The following is a 17125-nucleotide window of genomic DNA, read 5'->3' on the forward strand; positions in this document are numbered from 1 at the left end:
GCGAGAATGATGCGCAATCAACGGATCGGCCGGCAGTGCCACAACCTCACGGCCGCCTTCGGCCTGTCGCTCGCCGCGCTGCTGCTGCCGACCGCCGGCTCCGCCGCGGAAGGCCAGTCGGCGATCGGCATGCTGGTCGATTACAAGGACTGGGAAATCGGCTGCGACAATGCCCGCTCCTGCGTCGCGATCGGCATGACGGCCGAAGAGAGCATGATGAGCGCCTATGTCCGTTTTGTCCGTCACGGTGGCGCCAATGATACGCCGCTGGTCGATTTCGTCGTCTATCCGCCGGATGACGCCGCCGACAAGCCGACGCAGCCGCTGATCCGTCTCTCCTTCGACGCGCACAAGGCGGGCGGTCTGCCGAAGGGCGCGCTGACGCTGGAGGAAGATGGCGACGTCTATCGCTATCAGCTGGCGGAGGATGCCATTACCGATCTCGTCGCGGGCATGCGCTCGGCGACGAAGATCACGGTCGATTTCTATGATGGCGACCGCAAGCTCACGTCCGAGGTAATCTCGCTCGCCGGCTCCGTCGCGGCGCTGCTGCAGATGGACGACGCGCAGCAGCGCATCGGCACGGTTACGGCGTCGATCAAGAAGGGCGATGCCGCCGCCGACACGATCCCGCCCGTGCCGTCGCTCCCGGTGGTGAAGTCGCTGCCCGTCGCCGACATGGCCGATCCGCTGCCGGCGGCGCCGGATGGGCTGCCGAAGCCCTCACCGGACGATTGCGGCGAAGGACCGGCACCGTATATCGCCTATGACCTCGGCGAGGGCGCGCAGCTCTGGGGCGTCTGCGTTTCGGCCGGCGCCTATAACTACGACTATGATTTCCGCATCGTGCGGGATGGCGCGACGGAGCCGGCCCAGTTCCTGGTTCCCGACCAGACGGGCGACGATGCGAGCCAGCTCTGGAACAGCTATGTCGACGACGAGACCAAACGGCTGAACTCCTTCTTCAAGGGACGCGGCCTTGGCGATTGCGGCGACAGCAATGAATGGGCCTGGGACGGCAAGGCCTTCGCGCCGATGCTGCATATGGGCATGGGCGCCTGCCGCGGCGTGATGCCCGCGGATTGGCCCGTGCTCTTCCGCGCCGAAGCGGAATAGGGGCGGCCTCAGCGCGCGGCCACCACGGCCGCGCCGCCGATCAGCGTTGCGCCGGCAACGCGGTTGACGCGGCGGATCGTCCTGGGGTCGCTCAAGGCCCGCCGCGCCCGATGCGCGGCCAGCACATGGCCGCCGACGACCACGATCTCGACGAGGATGATGACGAGCGCGAGCTCGGCCACGGTCCGGCCGGTGAGCTCGGCATGCACCACGTTCGGCAGCAGCGCGACATAGAACAGCGGCATCTTCGGATTGCCGAGATTGAGCGCGATCCCGGTGAGAAATCCGGCGCCGAGGCCCTGACGGCGCGTGAGCGTCGCGTCGGCCGGCACGGGCGCCGCGGTCCAAAGCTTGACGCCCATATAGACGAGATAGGCCGCGCCGCCATAGCGCAGCACGCTCATCAAGAGCCCCATCTCGCTGGCCAGCAGCGACAGGCCGAAGGCGGCGAGCACGAGGAAGATCAGGATGCCAGCGACCGTTCCCGCGCCATAGGCGAAGCCGGCGGTCGGGCCCTGCGCCAGCGTCCGTGCGACGATGGTGACGTTGTCGGGCCCGGGGCTCGCCGCGAAGACGAAGAAGGCGGCGGCGAAGGCAAGGAGAGTCGGCAGGGGCATGGGGGCGTCCGTGACAAGGTTCAGTTCATAACGCAATTCGGGCTCGCCGGCTTGTTGCGGATCCGTCCAATTCGCGCCGTGAGCGCTGCGATGGTGCATCCCGCGTGCCACCGCAGGCGCAGAGCTGAAGGGCGGTTATCTTTCGGCCGGGCGCCGCCCGCCGCGGCTGTGCCGATTGCCGGGGTGAACCGGATCGGGTGCCCTTGGAAGTCCTGTCGATTCAGGACAGGATCATGCCACTCCAGCCTTCTTGAGGAGCCTTTGATGGACAACCACGAGCCATTTCTACGCGAGGCGATCGGGCTTTCGAAATCCGCGATGGAGAACGGCAATGAGCCGTTCGGCTCGGTGTTGGTGAAAGACGGCGAAGTCATCCTGCGTGCCGAAAACACCGTCTTCACCGGCCACGACATGACGAACCACGCCGAGCTGAACCTGATCAAGCTGGCGGCGCAGCACCATGATGGCGCTTTTCTCGCCGATTGCACGCTCTATACGAGCACGGAGCCATGCGCGATGTGCTCGGGGGCGATCTACTGGTCGGGCGTCGGCCGTATGGTGTTTGCTTGCTCCGAGGCGCGGCTCGGCGAGATCGCCGGGATCGGGCTGAACGTGCCGAGCCGGGCCGTGTTGCAGACCGGCGCGCGCGTCGTCACCGTTGTCGGACCGGTGATCGAAGAGGAAGCCGCCGAAATACATCAGCAATTCTGGCCGAAGCATCTGGGCAAGGCCTAGGGGCAATCGACAGTCAGGCTCTGTGGATCCGCCAAGTGCCCGGCCGCCATCATTGCCCAGCTTTCCCCGGCAATCCCGACTTGCCGTCGCTGCCCGAACCGGGGTGAGCGGTCAGAGGCGGGGCGCCGCCACTGCGCCTGCAGCGTCTCGACGACCGCGTCTGATCACGCCTTCTGGAACACCGCGACCGCTTCGACATGGCTCGACCACAGGAACTGGTCGACCGGCGTCACGCGGGTGAGGCGGTAGCCGCCGTCGATCAGGATGCGGGCGTCGCGGGCGAGCGTGGCGGGGTTGCAGGAGACGCCGACGATCGTCGGCACCACCGATTTCGCCAGCATCTCGGCCTGCGCCTTGGCGCCGGCGCGGGGCGGGTCGAAGGCGACCGCCTTGAACGGCTTCAGCTCCGGTGGTGCCATCGGATTGAGGAAGAGGTCGCGCTTGCGCATCGTGATCGTGCGGATGCCGGTCGAAAACCGCATCGAGCGGTCGAGCGCCTTCAGGAGTTCGTCGTCCCCTTCCACCGCCAGCACGGGCGCGCGGCGCGCGAGGCGCAACGTGAAGGTGCCGATGCCGGAGAAGAGATCGGCGACCGGGTTGCTCTTGCCGACCGCCGTCTCGACCAGGTCGATCAGCGCGGCCTCGGACGGCGCCGCGGCCTGCAGGAAGCCGCCGGCCGCGGGATAGAGCACGAGCTTGTCGCCGCGCAATTCCGGCAGGCGGCTCGCGAAGATCTCCCGCCCGGCAATGGTCAGCCGCGCAATGGCATTCGCCTCCGCACCGTGTCCGAGCGACTCGAAATCGGACCGGCCGAGCTTGCGCCCGCCCTCGAAGGCGACGTCGAGCCCGGTATCGGTCGCGGTGACCGTCATGCGGGCGCGCTTGCCGCGCTCGGCGAGCCGGAGCGCGAGGCCGGCGAGCATCGGCAGGCGCTTCTCGATTCCCGGGACAAGCAGCGGGCATTCCTCGATCGCGAGAATGTCATGGCTCTCCCGGCGATTGAAGCCGAGCGTGACCTCGTTGCCTTCCTTCAGCACGCTGAAGACCGCCCGCCGACGCGTATGCGGGGCAAGCGGCACCAGCGGATCGACCTCCGCCTCGATGCCGCGCTGCGCGAAGGCGTCGACGACGAGGCTGCGCTTCCAGGCGTGGTACGCCTCCGGCGCCATGTGCTGCACGGCGCAGCCGCCGCAGGTGCCGAAATGGCGGCAGGCCGGCGCGACGCGATCCGCGCTCGGCGCGACGATCTCGGCAAGCTGTCCGCGCTCGCCCTCGACATCGGCCAGGATCGTTTCGCCCGGCAGCGTGAACGGCACGAAGACGCGCCCCGTGGCGGCCTCGGCGATGCCGTCGCCCTCATGGCCGAGGGCAGTGATGGTGAGGCGTTCGCTCATCGCGCGTCCTTCCGTGCTCCGAGCAGGAATTCGTGATTGCCGTCGCCGCCCAGAATGGGGGAGGGCGCGAGGCCGTCGACCGTCCAGCCCTGCTCGGCTGCCAGCCAGGATGCAATGTCATGCGCCGCCCGCTCGCCCTCGGCGGGGTCGCGCACGAGGCCGCCCTTGCCGATGCCGGCGCGGCCAACCTCGAATTGCGGCTTCACGAGGAAGACGCCCCAGCTCCCCGGCGCGGCCAGCGCCAGCGCGGGCGGCAAGGCGAGGCGGAGCGAGATGAAGGAGAGGTCGGACACCAGCGCGTCGAAGGGCTCCCCGATATCGTCGGCGGTCAGATCGCGGACATTCAGGCCTTCGACGGCGCGCACGCGCGGATCGGCGAGGAGGCGCGGATGCATCTGCCCATGGCCGACATCGAGCGCATGGACCCGCCTTGCGCCGCGCTCGACCAGAACCTGCGTGAAGCCCCCCGTCGAGGCGCCGAGATCGACCGCGGTCCGCCCCGCGGGATCATAGCCGAAATGCTCCAGCGCGCCGGCGAGCTTCAGCGCGGCGCGCGAAACATAGGCCGCGGCGGGATCGTCGAGCGCCAGCGTCGCATCGGGCCGGACCGCGAGGCTGGGCTTGTCGGCCCGCCTGCCATCGACCGTCACATGGCCGCGCAGCACCGCGTCGCGCGCTCGCGCCCGCGTTTCGGCGAGGCCGCGCGCCACAAGGGCCTGGTCGAGGCGAAGTGTGGTATCCTGAAGTTCGGCGTTCATGGCGGATGGATGGACGCTCGGCCCGAGGAGCGCAAGACCCCGCAGCTCCCAACAGGCCGAAACCGCCGCGGCTTCGTGTCGGTCCGGAGGGGCCGACCGCGCCGCGCGATCCCCTGGAGGATCAAAATGCTCGGAAATCTCGATGCACGGCCGACGCTGGGCGTTCGCGATCTGGCGGCGGCGCGAGCCTTCTACGAGGGCAAGCTCGGCCTTTCGGTCAAGGACGACCACATGCCGGGCACGGTCGTCTACAAGGCCGGCCAGGGCGAGCTCTTCGTCTATGAATCCCGCTTCGCCGGGACCAATCAGGCGACGGCAGCCAGTTGGAACGCCGGGGCCGAACTCGGCGCCATCGTCGCGGGGCTGCGGGCGAAGGGCGTCGCCTTCGAGCACTATGAGCTGCCGGGCATGCGCCTCGAGGGCGACATTCATGTCGGCGAGGGCATGCGGATCGCCTGGTTCAAGGATCCGGACGGCAACATCCTGGCGCTCGGCGCAGGGGGTTGATCGCTGCCGGCGGCTGGCGTGTGATCGAGAACGCGCCGGCCGCTGTCAGGCGCGGGCGGCGCCCTCCGCCACCTCGATCGTCACATGCGACAGACCGTGCAGGCCCGAGAGCACGGCGCGGTAACGCTCCGCCGTCTCCGGACTGTTCGCGACGAGGCTGATCACGGCCGCGTTGTGGCCGGGGCCGACGCGCCATAGATGCAGGTCCGTCACCCGCGCGCCCTTCGCCTCCAGACGCTTGCGGATCGCGCCGGCGAGCTTCGGGTCGGAAACGCGGTCGAGCAGGACGCCGGCGCTGTCGCGGACCAGCCGCACCGACCAGAGCGCGATCATCAAAGCGCCGAGGAGGCCCGCCGCCGGATCGAGAAAGGCCCAACCGAAGGCGCGGCCGGCCAGCAGCGCGGCGATCGCCAGCACCGAGGTCAGCGCATCGGCCGCGACATGCACATAGGCGGCGCGGAAATTATGGTCGTGATCATGCGCCGGATGGTCGTGATGGCCGTGGCCGTGATGATGGTGGTCCTCGTCATGGTCGTGATCATGTCCGTGCGCATGGCCGCCATCGTGCAGCAGCGCGGCGCTGACGAGATTGACCGCGAGGCCGAACACGGCGACCAGGATCGCCTCGTCGAAGCGGATCGGCGCGGGCGAAGCCAAGCGATGCAGCGAATCCGCCGCGATCAGCAGCGCGATCACGCCGAGCACCACGGCGCTGGCGAAGCCGGCGAGATCGCCGACCTTGCCCGTGCCGAAGCTGAAGGCCGGATCGCGCGCGTGCAGCCGCGCATAACGATAAGCCAAAGCCGCGACGAGCAGGGCGCCCGCATGAGTCGACATGTGGAAGCCGTCGGCGAGCAGCGCCATGGAGCCGAAGGCATAGCCGGCGGCGATCTCCACCACCATGGTCACGGCCGTGATGGCGACGACGATCAGCGTCCGCGTCGCGTGGCGATCATGGCGCGCGCCGAGGAAGACATGGTCATGCGGGGTTCCGGCAGCCTGCATCGCATCCTCTCAGAGGTATTTGGCGAGCGTGCGGATCTCGCCGCGCAGATCGCGCGCGGCCGAGCTCGCCGGCTCGACCGCATCGGCCAGATGCACGTCGATATGATGATGGATGAGCTCGCGCTTGCTGGCCTCCAGCGCGCGGATCACCGCCTGCAATTGCTGCACGATGGCGAGGCAGTCGCGCCCGTCGCGCACCATCCCGACGACGCTGTCGAGATGCCCCGCGGCGCGCTTCAACCGCATCATGATCTGAGGGTCGTCGGCATGGCTCATGTTGGAAATCCTATCCCCCAGGAGAGGATAGAGCAAGCAGGACGAACGCGCGCATCCTGGGGCCGGGGCGGGGCGGGAGGGCAGCGGGCGAACCGGCGAGGCGGTCCGGGCCCTCATCATCGCGGCCCGGACTCCGGATCGAGGGACGCCTCGCCGCTCCGCGCGTTCTCGTCCATAGTCGGCGCCGATCATCCCGTCGCCTTGGCGGGTTCTGACGGAGACCATCATGTTGCGCGGCCTTTCTGCTTGCGTCATCGCCGCCCTTTTCGCGATGCCGGTGACATTCGCCCATGCCGATACCGCGGGCGAGGTCCGCGCGCGTCTCGAGCGCTGGGCCGCGGATTTCAATGCCGGCCGCAAGGCGGAGGCCTGCGATCTCTTCTCGAAGACGCTGGTGTCGGACTATCGAGGGCAGGCCGAAGGCGATTTCGCGACGCGCTGCCGCCTGATCGAGCGGGCGATCGACAATCCCACGCACAGCTTCCGCTATGAGCCCGCGATCAAGGAGATCATCGTCGCGGACGATCTCGCCATCGTCCGGCTCGACTGGATCCTGACCGTCACGCCCGGGGACGTGCGCGCGGTCGAGAGCGGGCTCGACGTGTTTCGCAAGGAAGATGACGGCGCATGGCGGATCGTCCGTTTCATGGGTTACGACCAGGATGACGGGAAATGACCCAGTAAACCTGATCTCGCCCGTCAGATTTTAAATTTGCAAATCTCTCGCATCTGCGTACTTCCGCAATTCACCGGCAATGCTAGTATTGCATGCAACCGGTTTGATCTTGCGGGGGAGGAAACCATGCGATCGTCCGTTTCGGCTGCAGCGATCGCTGCAGTTCTTTCGCTTGCCGCCATCGTGCCGGCCGGTGCGGCCAGCAAGGCGCAGGTGAAACGCGGCGAATATCTGGTCAACGGCCCCGTCGCCTGCGGCAATTGCCACACGCCGCGCGGCGCCGACATGGCGCCGATCAAGGACAAGGCCTTCGCCGGCGGCTTCCCCTTCAATGATCCGGGCTTCATGACCTATTCGGCGAACATCACGCCGGACAAGGAGACGGGCATCGGAAGCTGGACCGACGCGGAGATCATCCACGCGATCCGCGAAGGTGCCGACAAGGACGGTCGCATCATCTTCCCGCCGATGCCGGTGCCGACCTACAACAACATGTCGGACGAGGACGTGAAGGCGATCGTCGCCTATCTGCGCACGCTGAAGCCGGTGCACAATGTCGTGCCGGACCCGAAATACGCGATCCCGCAGCAGACCATGCCGCCGGCCACGGTGAAGAAATCGCCGCCGCAGAGCGACAAGGTGGCTTATGGCGGCTACATCGTGAACGCGCTGGCGCATTGCTTCGAGTGCCACACCTCGCCGGGCGCCAATGGCGTGCCGGACTTCAAGAACGGTCTCGGCGCGGGCGGCTTCCTGATCGCGCTCGGGCCGGGCATGAGCGTGGCGACGCCGAACATCACCTCCGATCCCGACACCGGCCTCGGCAAGTGGAGCGACACGGACATCAAGAAGGCGCTGACGGAGGGCATCAGCCCCACGGGCGGCCATCTCTCGCCGCCCATGCCCTATTCGAACTTCAAGAACATGACCGACAGCGACGTCGAGGCCGTGATCGCCTATCTGCGCACCGTGCCGCCGATCAAGAACAAGGTCGAGCGCACGGACTTCCAGAAGAAGGCGTTCCCGTAAGGAGCGACACGACGCGGCGCTGGGGCTGCCTCAGCCCGCGATCAGCCGCTTGAGCTTGGCGAGGGCGTCTTCGTCCTTCTCCTGATAGTCGACTGTGCCGACCAACTGGCCGTTCGCGTCGAGGAGATAGACGGCGGCGGTGTGGTCCATCGCGTAGTCGGCACCGTCGCCGACCTTCTTCGAATAGACGCGATATTCCTTTAGCATCGCGTCGATCGCCGGGCGTGAGCCGGTGAGGCCGGTGATGCGCGGGTCGAAGGCGCCGAGATAGGCGGCCATCTGCGCCTCCGTGTCCCGCTCGGGATCGACGGTGACGAAATAGACCTTGAGCTTGTCGCCATCCGGCCCGAGCGCCTTCAGCCAGTTGGTGGCGGCGAGTAGCGTCGTCGGGCAGACATCGGGGCAGAAGGTGTAGCCGAAGAACATCGCGGAGGGGTGGCCCTTGAGCGCCGCCTCCGTGACCGTCTCGCCCTTCTGGTCGATGAGCGTGAACGGCCCGCCGATGCCGCCCGGATTGCTCTTCTTCTGGTCGAACGCCCAGATGGCCACGGCGACGATGACGAGCGCCACCAGGGCCCAGAGGGTGTAGCGGACGATGCGGAGCGGATGGGGTGCCGTCTGGCCCTTCGGTTTCATCCGCCCCACTTAGCGCCTCGCGCATCCCGGCGAAAGTCCAGGCGGGAGGTCTCAGCGAGTTGTGATCGCCGCGGGCCGCATCGCGTGGCAGGCCTGGATCGCCAGGCCGAGCCCGGCAACGTCACAGGCGAAGATGCGTGAAGGCCGGCGGGCCTAGCGCGAGAACGTCACGCTGCCGACGATCTTTGCCGGCGTGGGCCCGCCGAGGCGCTTGGCGAAGGTCGAACTGCCGGGGATGGCCGCCTCGGCGGCGGCGCGGTCCTTGTCGCTGACGATGGATTCGGCGCAGGCGCCTTTCGCATTCCAGAGCGAGCGGGCCACAGGGCTGCCGACCGCGAAGGTGATCGCGCCGGCCGCGACGTCGTCCGCTTTGACCCGCTTCGCCGCGACCAGCCCCTGAATGGCCTCGCCGATGATCCGGACGGAATCGTCGAACGAGACGTCCTTCATCGCCGCATAGCGCGGGTCTGGATTTTGATCGACGAGGCAGTGCCGGGCGACGAAGGCCCAGTCGTGGATCATGTAGGCCGGGGCGTAGCCCCAGGGCGACAGGCCGTTGAACGCCTGCGCGATCCGCGGGATCGAGCCGCCATCCGTGTACATCATCCGCGGCTTGATGACGGCCGCCGGTCCTTTTCCACCCGGACGGGTGAAGGTCAGGGGATTCTTCGGGTCCGGGACAAAGACGAAAACGCCGTCGCCGCTCGATCCGCCTTCGCCGATCCACATCACGAACAGGCTTCCCGTAAAGGATCCGGGCTCGAGATCGGAATAGCGGACCGTTGTGCAGGCGCCGAGAAGGCCGGCGAACGCAAGACTGAGCAGCAACCGCGACCATGCCATGGTATGCCCCCAATGAAGGCTTCCATCATAGCGTGCATTTCTTGTCTGCGATAGCCCTGACAGCGCGATAGACGTGTGCCGCGTCGGCGCGGCCGCGAAATGCCATTGAACCAGAAATCGACAATATCAAAATAGATATGGATCGATATCAGAACTGATATCGAGAGGAGAAGACTGGGCGTTCTTGAAATAGATCGCGGTATCGTTGTCGTGTATTCGATAACCAGACGGATATTTTCATGATATTGACTGGTTCAAAAATCGATACCGCAAAGCGGACGACGGTCTGCGTCCGGAATTTGTCGCAGCGGCCAAGGCTGGGCCGTCCGGGGTCGAGAGATGGGGGATCTCGTAGCTTTCAGACTTGAGGAGGACTTGATGAACCCTGTCATTCCAGAGATCGCGCGAACCATCGCGAAGCGCGCGCGCGGACCGGCACTCGGCGGCATGGCCCTGATGGTTGCCGGATTTGTCCTGGCCGCGGCCGGCGCGGCCGCCGTTCCGGCCGAGGCCGCGGAAACTGCCCGCAAGCCGAACATCCTCGTGATCATGGGCGACGACGTCGGCTGGTTCAATGTCGGCGCCTATCATCGCGGCATCATGTCGGGCAAGACGCCCAACATCGACAAGCTCGCCGCCCAGGGCATGATGTTCACCGACTATTACGCGGAGGCGAGCTGCACGGCCGGCCGCGCCAATTTCATCACCGGCGAACTGCCGATCCGCACCGGGTTGACCACCGTCGGTCAGGCCGGCGCGGATGTCGGCATGCCCGCCGAGGCCGTCACGCTCGCGACGGTGCTGAAGGCGCAGGGCTACGAGACCGGCCAGTTCGGCAAGAACCATCTCGGCGATCTGAACAAGTACCTGCCGACCGTGCACGGCTTCGACGAGTTCTTCGGCTATCTCTACCATCTCGACGCGATGTCGGATCCCTATTGGCACGACTAGCCGCAGAGCTGGCTCGACAAGACCGGGCCGCGCAACCTGATCCACAGCTGGGCCAGCGATGTCGACGACCCGACGGTGGAGCCGCGCTGGGGCAAGGTCGGCAAGCAGAGGATCGTCGATGAAGGCCCGCTCGCGCCGTTCCCGGACATGGCCGGCCGGCAGGGCTGGCAGAAGGGACCGCCCGCCAAGTACAACATGGAGACGTTCGACGACGTTCTGGTGCAAGCCAGCAACAACTTCATGGACAAGGCCAAGCAGGACGGCAAGCCGTTCTTCGTTTGGCACAATACGACGCGCATGCACGTCTTCACGTTCCTGCCGCCCAAGTATCAGGCGATGATGAACGAGACGACGAATTTCGGCCTCGAGGAGGCCGGCATGGCGCAGATGGATGACAGCATCGGCGCGCTGCTCCAGCATGTGAAGGACATCGGCGAAGAGGACAACACGATCGTCATCTTCACGACCGACAACGGCGCCGAGGTCTTCACCTGGCCCGATGGCGGCATGACGCCGTTCAAGGCGACCAAGGGAACGACCTATGAGGGCGGCTTCCGCGTTCCGGCGATCATCCGCTGGCCGGGCACGGTCAAGCCGGGAACCGTCGAATCGGCGATGGTCTCCGGCCTCGACTGGCTGCCGACGCTCGCCGCCGCGGCGGGCAATCCGGATATCGGCAACCAGCTGCTGAAGGGCGTCGAACTCGAGGGCCGGACCTACAAGAACCATCTCGACGGCTACAACCAGCTGGCGCTTCTTGAGGGAAAAGGCCCTTCCGCACGCCATGAGCTGTTCTATTTCGGCGGCGCCAAGCTCGGCGCGATCCGGATCGACGACTTCAAGTTCCAGTTCTTCCAGCAGCCTTGGGGCTGGCCGGGCGAGAAGGTGACGACCGACATGCCGACGATCGTCAACATCCGGCAGGACCCGTTCGAGCGCACGCCCTCGATTCGCGGCGAAAGCACGAATGACGGCGCCGGCGGCTACATGAACGATTTCTACGCCCGCCAGTTCTGGCGCTTCGTCCTGGTCCAGCAGGAAGTGGCGAAACTCGCCGCGACCGCGCTCGACTATCCGCCGATGCAGGCGCCGGCATCCTTCAACCTGGAGGCTGTGAAGGCGCAGGTCGACGAGATGCTGAAGAACCAGTCAGGGCAATAGCCCGAAACGACCGATCAAGACCGGGCGCGCCCCTGCGGCGCGCCCGTTTTTGCGAGAAAGAGACGCTGTATTCGCTCGATCTGCGCCTGCCGGCGCCTTACGCCCGGCGCATCGCCGCGGCCTCGACGTCGCGGCCGAGGGCTTCGAATACCGTCGCGACGATGCCGCGGGCGTCGAGGCCGGTTGCGGCGATCATCGTCTCGGGCTTGTCCTGCTCGACGAAGGCATCCGGCATGGTGATGGTGCGGATCTTGAGGCCGCGGTCGAGCCCGCCGGCCTTCGCGAGGAAGGTCAGCACCTGCGCGCCGAAACCGCCGCTCGCGCCTTCCTCGACGGTGACGACGACTTCGTGGTTTCGCGCCAGGTCGAGGATCAGGGCGGTGTCGAGGGGCTTGGCAAAGCGCGCATCGGCGACGGTTGCCGGCAGGCCGTATGTGTCGAGTTCCTCGCCCGCCTTCAACGCATCGGCGAGGCGGGTACCGAGGGAGAGGATCGCGACCTTGGAGCCCTGGCGGATGATGCGTCCGCGGCCGATCGGCAGGATCTCGCCCCGGGCGGGGAGGTCGACGCCGACGCCTTCGCCGCGCGGATAGCGGAAGGCGGAGGGGCCGTCATCGATCGCGACCGAGGTCGCGATCATGTGGACCAGCTCCGCCTCGTCGGACGGCGCCATCAGCACCATGCCGGGCAGCGCGGCGAGGAAGCCGGTATCGAAGGAGCCCGCATGGGTCGGCCCATCGGCGCCGACGAAGCCGGCTCGGTCGATCGCGAAGCGCACGGGCAGCTTCTGGATCGCGACGTCATGCACGATCTGGTCGTAGCCGCGCTGCAGGAAGGTCGAATAGATCGCGCAGAACGGCTTGTAGCCTTCCGCGGCGAGGCCGGCGGCGAAGGTCACCGCATGCTGCTCGGCGATGCCGACATCGAAGGTGCGGTTCGGAAAAGCCTGGCCGAACAGGTCGAGGCCGGTGCCGGAGGGCATGGCGGCCGTGACCGCGACGATCTTCTCGTCGCGCTCGGCTTCCTTGACGAGGCTCTCGGCGAAGACGCGGGTATAGGACGGCGCGTTCGGCGTCGCCTTGGCTTGCTTGCCGGTGACGACATCGAAGCGGTTGACGCCGTGATATTTGTCGGGCGCGGCCTCGGCCGGGGCATAGCCCTTGCCCTTCTGCGTCACGACATGCAGCAGGATCGGCCCGTCCGGCGCGTCGCGCAGATTGCGCAGCACGGGCAGGAGATGATCCATGTTATGGCCGTCGATCGGCCCGACATAGTAGAAGCCGAGCTCTTCGAACAGCGTGCCGCCGGTGAAGAAGCCGCGCGCATATTCTTCCGTCAGCTTCGCCTTGTCGTGGAAGAAGCGCGGCAGCTTGCGGGCGAGCTGCTTTGCGACGTCGCGGATCGTGCGATAGGCGCGGCCCGAGACGAGGCGGGCGAGATAGGCCGACATGGCGCCGACCGGCGGCGCGATCGACATGTCGTTGTCGTTCAAGATGACGATGAGGCGCGAGCGGAGCGCGCCGGCATTGTTCATGGCCTCATAGGCCATGCCGGCCGACATGGCGCCGTCGCCGATGACGCAGACGACGGCGTTGTCGCCCTGCGCGAGATCGCGCGCCACCGCCATGCCGAGGCCGGCCGAGATCGAGGTCGAGGAATGCGCGGCGCCGAACGGGTCGTATTCGCTCTCGGCGCGCCGCGTGAAGCCGGAAAGGCCGCCGCCCTGGCGCAGCGTGCGGATGCGATTGCGGCGCCCGGTCAGGATCTTGTGCGGATAGGCCTGGTGGCCGACGTCCCAGATGATGCGGTCGCGCGGGGTGTCGAAGACATAGTGCAGCGCGACCGTCAGCTCGACCACGCCGAGCCCGGCGCCGAGATGCCCGCCCGTCTGCGAGACGGCGCTGATCATCTCCGCCCTCAGCTCTTCGGCGAGCTGCGGCAGAGCGCTCTCAGGCAGGCGCCGCAGATCGGCGGGGATGTCGACGGTGTCGAGAAGGGGCGTATCGGGCTTGCCGGTCATTGCATGTCTGAAATCAATGAAGCCCTGACGGTTACACGAGGCGGCGAGGCGTGGCAACGCGCGCGGGGCGTGAGGGGCGGAAGGACAGCGGCGTGCATCAGGGTTGTATTTACACTAAAAGATTGTAGAAACCAGAAAAGCACATTAAGATTGTATGGGTGACTTATCCGGCTTCACGCCAATGAGGCGACGGCATGGGACAGGTTTCGCAAGCCGGCGACCAAAATGAAGGCTCTTCGTCTACTGGCGAGGCGCCGCCCGCAGCGGTGACCCCGGCTGTCGGGCAGGCGGCTGATGGCGAAAACCCAGCGGATACTGCCGACCCGACCGACTCGGGGGCGAAGAGCGAGGCATCGCTTGGCACCATCGCGGCTGGCTGGGGATCGTTCGTGCGCCAGTATGCCTGGCAAGGCATCGCCATCGGGGCAGTCCTGATCGCGATCCTTGTCTGGATCCAGCCGTTTAGCTCAATAAGGCCGCCGCCGGCGGGATCGGCGACATCCCGATCATGGAACGACAGTATCTCGCTTCTGGACATCCAGCCCGTTTATCCGCCAACGGAGGATTTCAGTGTCGGCGATGTCATCATCGCCGTCGCGAACGCCGAGGGCGGTTTGCTGGGCAAGTCGATGCGCGTGGCCCATATCGATCTGCGCAGCTTCATTGAGCCTGAGGCGCAGTGGGCGCCGGTTTTTGATCTGACGGCCGCGCCGGAAACGGACAAGCTTCCGGCGCAGAGCAATCTGGAGATCGCTCCTGGAACGGGCGGCCGGCAAATAGCGCTGAAGCTTGTCGCATTTCCCGGACTGATGATATCCCGCAATGCTCAGGGGGCTCTCGCTGCCGGCACATCGGTGGCGGACCTGTCGGCCGGTCGCGATGATCACAGCTTCACATCGATCCAGATCCCGGTGGCGCTGACCTACGGCGTCTCCGTTCCGAAAGCCGCCGGCATGCTCGCTGTGTGGTGCTCGACGCCGGACGGCAAGCCGTACTGCACCGATTCATTCTCGCGACAGATGCTGTCCTATGTTCTCGGTCCTGCGATCAACGTGAAAGACACGGCGGGGAGCTACGTCTACAAGCTCCAGCTGATGGTCGTGGCGCGCGTTTTCATGACACGTGAGCTACGGTCTTCCAATCAAGTCGGCGGCAGCCGTGGGGTGAAGGTCGCTCGCCCCCAGGCCGCAGGCGTCACATTGGGCGATGCTGCGGCGGATGCTCCGGCTCCTCCAGCTGCCGCCGTGACCCCCGAGCCAAATGGCGACAATCGCGCTGGGTTCGATCAGTCGGCGACCGATGATCTCAGGATCAACGCAGTTTTTCAGAAGCCTCTGGTCTTTGGATTTCGCTCCGCCAATCTCGAACTCGCGCCCATCTCCGGATCAGGAGGGAAGCCATGAAGAATGTCTTTGCTGCCGGACTGCTCGGGCTGTCTCTGGCATGGGTCGTGCCAACCGATGCGGCGTTCGCCGAGGATCTGCAAGCGCCTGCGAATCAAGCCACTGAACTGCCGAAGTGCAGTCCCTATCCCGAGTGCGTGCTGATCGTTTCCAATCCAGTGCCCGGCCAAGGCGGCGGGACGATCGGGGCGCTCAAGCCGGGTGTGCCGGTCGACACCATCCAGAATGAAATCCGGCTCGATTCGTTGAAGACCGAACAGCTGAACATCAATCGAAGCATCGGCATCCAGTAGGAGACGGCCAGCTACGAGCCACGCCGCGCTTCGTGGTCGCTTTGGCGTGGCGTTCGCGCTAGATCTCCCGGCAGGCCAACCGGGGAGCCGTCCCGCATGATCCGTCACACCGTCGCCTTCCGCCTGAAGCATCCCAAGAGCTCGCCCGCGGAGCAGGCCTTTCTCGCCGATGCGCGCGTCCTCGAAACGATCCCCGGTGTCACGGCCTTCGAACGCCTGCGCCAGGTCAGCCCCAAGAACGAGTTCGATTTCGGCTTCTCGATGGAGTTCGCCGACGCGGCGGCCTATCAGGGCTATAACGACCATCCCGATCATGTCGCTTTCGTGCGCGATCGCTGGATTCCCGAGGTCGCGGCCTTTCTCGAGATCGACTACGCCCCGCTCTGAGCGGTTATCCAGCGTCCGGAGCTGATCGTGCGTGCGCGTCGCCACCATCTCACCGTCCACCGCCGGCTCTTCCTGTCGCGCCGGCTCTGGGTCCGGCGGCTTGTCTTCTGGGGCGGGGCCGTGGTCATCGGGCTCGTCGGCGTCGGCTTCGCGCTGGCATCGGACTGGACCCGCGAACTGTTCGATTTCGCGCATTCCTTCGGCTGGTGGGTGCCGCTCCTCCTGACGCCGGCCGGCTTCGTCCTCTCCGCGCATATCGCCCGCACAGTCTTTCCGGGCTCGCAGGGCAGCGGCATCCAGCAGACCATCGCCGCCATGGAGGTCACGGGCGACGAGCGGCGCGGCGCGCTGCTGTCGATCCGCATCGCCATCGGCAAGATCGTCCTGACGCTGCTCGGCCTCGCCTGCGGCGCCTCGATCGGCCGTGAAGGCCCGACCGTCCAGGTCGGCGCGTCGATCATGCTGGCGGCCGGCCGCCTCGGCGGCATCGGTCGCCCGCGCACGCTCATCCTCGCCGGATCCGCCGCCGGCATCGCCGCCGCGTTCAACACGCCGATCGCCGGCATCGTCTTCGCGATCGAGGAAATGGCGCGCTCCTTCGAGGCGCGCACCTCCGGCTTCGTGCTGACGGCCGTCATCGTCGCCGGCCTCGTGGCGATCGCGCTGGTCGGCAATTACGACTATTTCGGAACGCCCAGAGGCCGCGTCGTCGGCGTGCAGGGCTGGATGCTGGTGGTCGTCTGCGGGCTCGGCGGCGGGCTGCTCGGCGCGCTGTTCTCCTCCGCGATGCTCAAGGGCGTCGGCCTCATCCGCGTCTTCGTCGCGGCCTCGCCCCTGAGGCGCAGCCTGCTGATCGCCTTTGCCTGCGGCCTTGCGAGCGCGCTGCTCGGAATCGCCAGCGGCGGCATCACCTTCGGCACCGGCTATGGCATCGCCAAGGCCGCGCTCGATGGTGGCGCGACGCCCTGGTATTTCGCGCCGGCCAAGCTGGTCGCGACGCTGCTCGCGGCCTTTTCAGGCATTCCGGGCGGCATCTTCGCGCCCTCGCTCGCCGTCGGCACCGGCTTCGGCGCCCTGATCGCGACCGTGTTCGGCACGACGATCGCGCCGGCGGCGCTGCTCGGCATGACCGGCTATTTCGCGGGCGTCGTCCAGGCGCCGATCACCGCCTTCGTCATCATCCTCGAAATGACCGCGGATACGCATGACACGGTACCGGTCATGTGCACGGCACTGCTCGGCTACGGTGTCGCGCGCCTCGTCTCGCGCGAGTCGCTCTATCACGGGCTGGCGAAGGCGTATCTGCGCGACTGAGACG

17 protein-coding genes and 1 pseudogene are annotated in these 17125 nt (G+C 66.6%); 10 read left to right on the top strand and 8 right to left on the bottom strand.

Annotated elements, in window-relative coordinates:
- Positions 1–6 precede the first annotated feature (6 nt).
- Positions 7–1116 (top strand): DUF1176 domain-containing protein, encoded by a 1110-nt coding sequence (locus GGR25_RS07710; RefSeq protein WP_183398167.1) that lies wholly within the window; start codon positions 7–9, stop codon positions 1114–1116.
- A gap of 8 nt (positions 1117–1124) precedes the next feature.
- Here the strand turns inward: GGR25_RS07710 and GGR25_RS07715 are convergent, their stop codons facing one another.
- Complete coding sequence (locus GGR25_RS07715; RefSeq protein ID WP_183398168.1) at positions 1125–1733, bottom strand: LysE family translocator; 609 nt, start codon at positions 1731–1733, stop codon at positions 1125–1127.
- Positions 1734–1997: 264 nt separating this feature from the next.
- Here GGR25_RS07715 and GGR25_RS07720 point away from each other — a divergent pair, with 264 nt between their 5' ends.
- Positions 1998–2468 (top strand): nucleoside deaminase, encoded by a 471-nt coding sequence (locus GGR25_RS07720; RefSeq protein ID WP_183398636.1) that lies wholly within the window; start codon positions 1998–2000, stop codon positions 2466–2468.
- A 164-nt stretch (positions 2469–2632) separates the two neighbouring features.
- Here the strand turns inward: GGR25_RS07720 and GGR25_RS07725 are convergent, their stop codons facing one another.
- Both GGR25_RS07725 and GGR25_RS07730 read right to left on the bottom strand, forming a co-directional pair.
- On the bottom strand, positions 2633–3862 hold the full coding sequence (locus GGR25_RS07725; protein WP_183398169.1) for a class I SAM-dependent RNA methyltransferase: 1230 nt from the start codon (positions 3860–3862) through the stop codon (positions 2633–2635).
- Positions 3859–4620: a TlyA family RNA methyltransferase gene (locus tag GGR25_RS07730; protein ID WP_183398170.1), complete on the bottom strand. Its 762-nt coding sequence runs from the start codon at positions 4618–4620 to the stop codon at positions 3859–3861. The genes GGR25_RS07725 and GGR25_RS07730 overlap by 4 nt, the downstream gene beginning before the upstream one ends.
- Positions 4621–4746: 126 nt before the next feature.
- Between GGR25_RS07730 and GGR25_RS07735 the strand changes: the two genes are divergently transcribed.
- The gene (locus tag GGR25_RS07735) at positions 4747–5127 is read left to right on the top strand and encodes a VOC family protein (protein ID WP_183398171.1); all 381 of its coding nucleotides are present in this window, start codon (positions 4747–4749) and stop codon (positions 5125–5127) included.
- Positions 5128–5172: 45 nt separating this feature from the next.
- On the opposite strand, the gene dmeF is transcribed toward GGR25_RS07735, so the two are convergent.
- Positions 5173–6132 (bottom strand): CDF family Co(II)/Ni(II) efflux transporter DmeF, encoded by a 960-nt coding sequence (gene dmeF / locus GGR25_RS07740; protein WP_183398172.1) that lies wholly within the window; start codon positions 6130–6132, stop codon positions 5173–5175.
- A gap of 9 nt (positions 6133–6141) precedes the next feature.
- Positions 6142–6408: a metal-sensing transcriptional repressor gene (locus tag GGR25_RS07745; RefSeq protein WP_183398173.1), complete on the bottom strand. Its 267-nt coding sequence runs from the start codon at positions 6406–6408 to the stop codon at positions 6142–6144.
- Between the two features lie 226 nt (positions 6409–6634).
- Between GGR25_RS07745 and GGR25_RS07750 the strand changes: the two genes are divergently transcribed.
- Positions 6635–7084 (top strand): YybH family protein, encoded by a 450-nt coding sequence (locus GGR25_RS07750; protein ID WP_183398174.1) that lies wholly within the window; start codon positions 6635–6637, stop codon positions 7082–7084.
- Between the two features lie 126 nt (positions 7085–7210).
- Entirely contained in the window at positions 7211–8113 is a 903-nt protein-coding gene (locus GGR25_RS07755; RefSeq protein WP_183398175.1) for a c-type cytochrome, read from the top strand.
- Positions 8114–8143: 30 nt separating this feature from the next.
- Here the strand turns inward: GGR25_RS07755 and GGR25_RS07760 are convergent, their stop codons facing one another.
- A complete protein-coding gene (locus tag GGR25_RS07760; RefSeq protein ID WP_183398176.1) occupies positions 8144–8749 on the bottom strand; it encodes an SCO family protein in 606 nt (201 codons plus the stop codon).
- 153 nt (positions 8750–8902) lie between these two features.
- Complete coding sequence (locus GGR25_RS07765) at positions 8903–9592, bottom strand: hypothetical protein (protein WP_183398177.1); 690 nt, start codon at positions 9590–9592, stop codon at positions 8903–8905.
- A 456-nt stretch (positions 9593–10048) separates the two neighbouring features.
- Between GGR25_RS07765 and GGR25_RS07770 the strand changes: the two are divergent.
- Positions 10049–11704: pseudogene (locus GGR25_RS07770) on the top strand (arylsulfatase).
- Positions 11705–11801: 97 nt separating this feature from the next.
- Here the strand turns inward: GGR25_RS07770 and dxs are convergent.
- Complete coding sequence (dxs, locus tag GGR25_RS07775) at positions 11802–13724, bottom strand: 1-deoxy-D-xylulose-5-phosphate synthase (protein WP_183398178.1); 1923 nt, start codon at positions 13722–13724, stop codon at positions 11802–11804.
- Between the two features lie 194 nt (positions 13725–13918).
- Here dxs and GGR25_RS07780 point away from each other — a divergent pair, with 194 nt between their 5' ends.
- The 4 genes from GGR25_RS07780 (at position 13919) to GGR25_RS07795 (ending at position 17121) form a co-directional block, all read left to right on the top strand.
- Positions 13919–15127: a hypothetical protein gene (locus GGR25_RS07780; protein WP_183398179.1), complete on the top strand. Its 1209-nt coding sequence runs from the start codon at positions 13919–13921 to the stop codon at positions 15125–15127.
- Positions 15124–15420, top strand: a complete 297-nt coding sequence (locus GGR25_RS07785; protein WP_183398180.1) for a hypothetical protein — start codon at positions 15124–15126, stop codon at positions 15418–15420. Before GGR25_RS07780 ends, GGR25_RS07785 begins: the two co-directional genes overlap by 4 nt.
- Before the next feature lie 96 nt (positions 15421–15516).
- Entirely contained in the window at positions 15517–15807 is a 291-nt protein-coding gene (locus tag GGR25_RS07790) for a Dabb family protein (RefSeq protein ID WP_183398181.1), read from the top strand.
- 21 nt (positions 15808–15828) lie between these two features.
- Complete coding sequence (locus tag GGR25_RS07795; protein WP_183398637.1) at positions 15829–17121, top strand: chloride channel protein; 1293 nt, start codon at positions 15829–15831, stop codon at positions 17119–17121.
- Positions 17122–17125: the final 4 nt, after the last annotated feature.

The sequence above is a fragment of the Kaistia hirudinis genome (assembly GCF_014196455.1).
Classification (GTDB): Bacteria; Pseudomonadota; Alphaproteobacteria; order Rhizobiales; family Kaistiaceae; genus Kaistia; species Kaistia hirudinis.